This is a genomic window from Bradyrhizobium hipponense, assembly GCF_008123965.1.
In the GTDB taxonomy this organism is placed as follows: domain Bacteria; phylum Pseudomonadota; class Alphaproteobacteria; order Rhizobiales; family Xanthobacteraceae; genus Bradyrhizobium; species Bradyrhizobium hipponense.
Map to the genome: position 1 here is coordinate 1 of NZ_VSTH01000258.1, position 585 is coordinate 585.

General features: G+C 61.9%; 1 protein-coding gene. It reads right to left on the reverse strand.

Annotation, left to right across the window (positions count from 1 at the left end):
- Window positions 1-509 (reverse strand): IS66 family transposase (locus tag FXV83_RS41270; RefSeq protein ID WP_187436543.1); only part of this gene is annotated, 509 nt, incomplete at its 3' end.
- Window positions 510-585 lie beyond the last annotated feature (76 nt).

The following is a 585-nucleotide window of genomic DNA, read 5'->3' on the forward strand; positions in this document are numbered from 1 at the left end:
GGCAGTCCACCCTTGATCAATCGCTCGGGCGCGGCGTGCTGGAGGACCACGCCATGACAGGCGCGGCAGGCCAGCTTGGGCCGGCGGGTTACGATCACCCGGTACTGCACCGGAACGACGTCGAGCCTTTGGCTCTCATCGCTGCCAATCTCAACGAGATCGCCTTTGCAGGACGGGCAGCAGGTTGCAGTCGGCATCAGCGTTTCGACGATGCGTGGCAAATGCTCCGGCAGCTTGCCACGATTGGCCCTGCGCTCGGCAGCTCTCGTCTCGCGTGTTTTGGGATTGGCGCGGTCCTCGGCTGCTTCGAGAGCCGCAACGGCCTGATCGATATCCTCCAGAACAAGCTGGAGCTGATCAGCGTCAAGCTTTTCCGACGATCGACCGAACTGCGCATCTTTTGCAAGCTTGAGCAACCGCTCGAGTCTGGCGCAGCGCTCCAGCAGAGCCGCGGCAAAGGCACGCAACTCGGCTGGGTCGCTCGGCAGTTGATCAGGCAAATCACTCATTGGCCCGAGTCTGCCATGCTTCGCGCCTCGATGCAGCGAAGATTTTATCTCCTACACAAGCGCTTTCGGCTGCGGG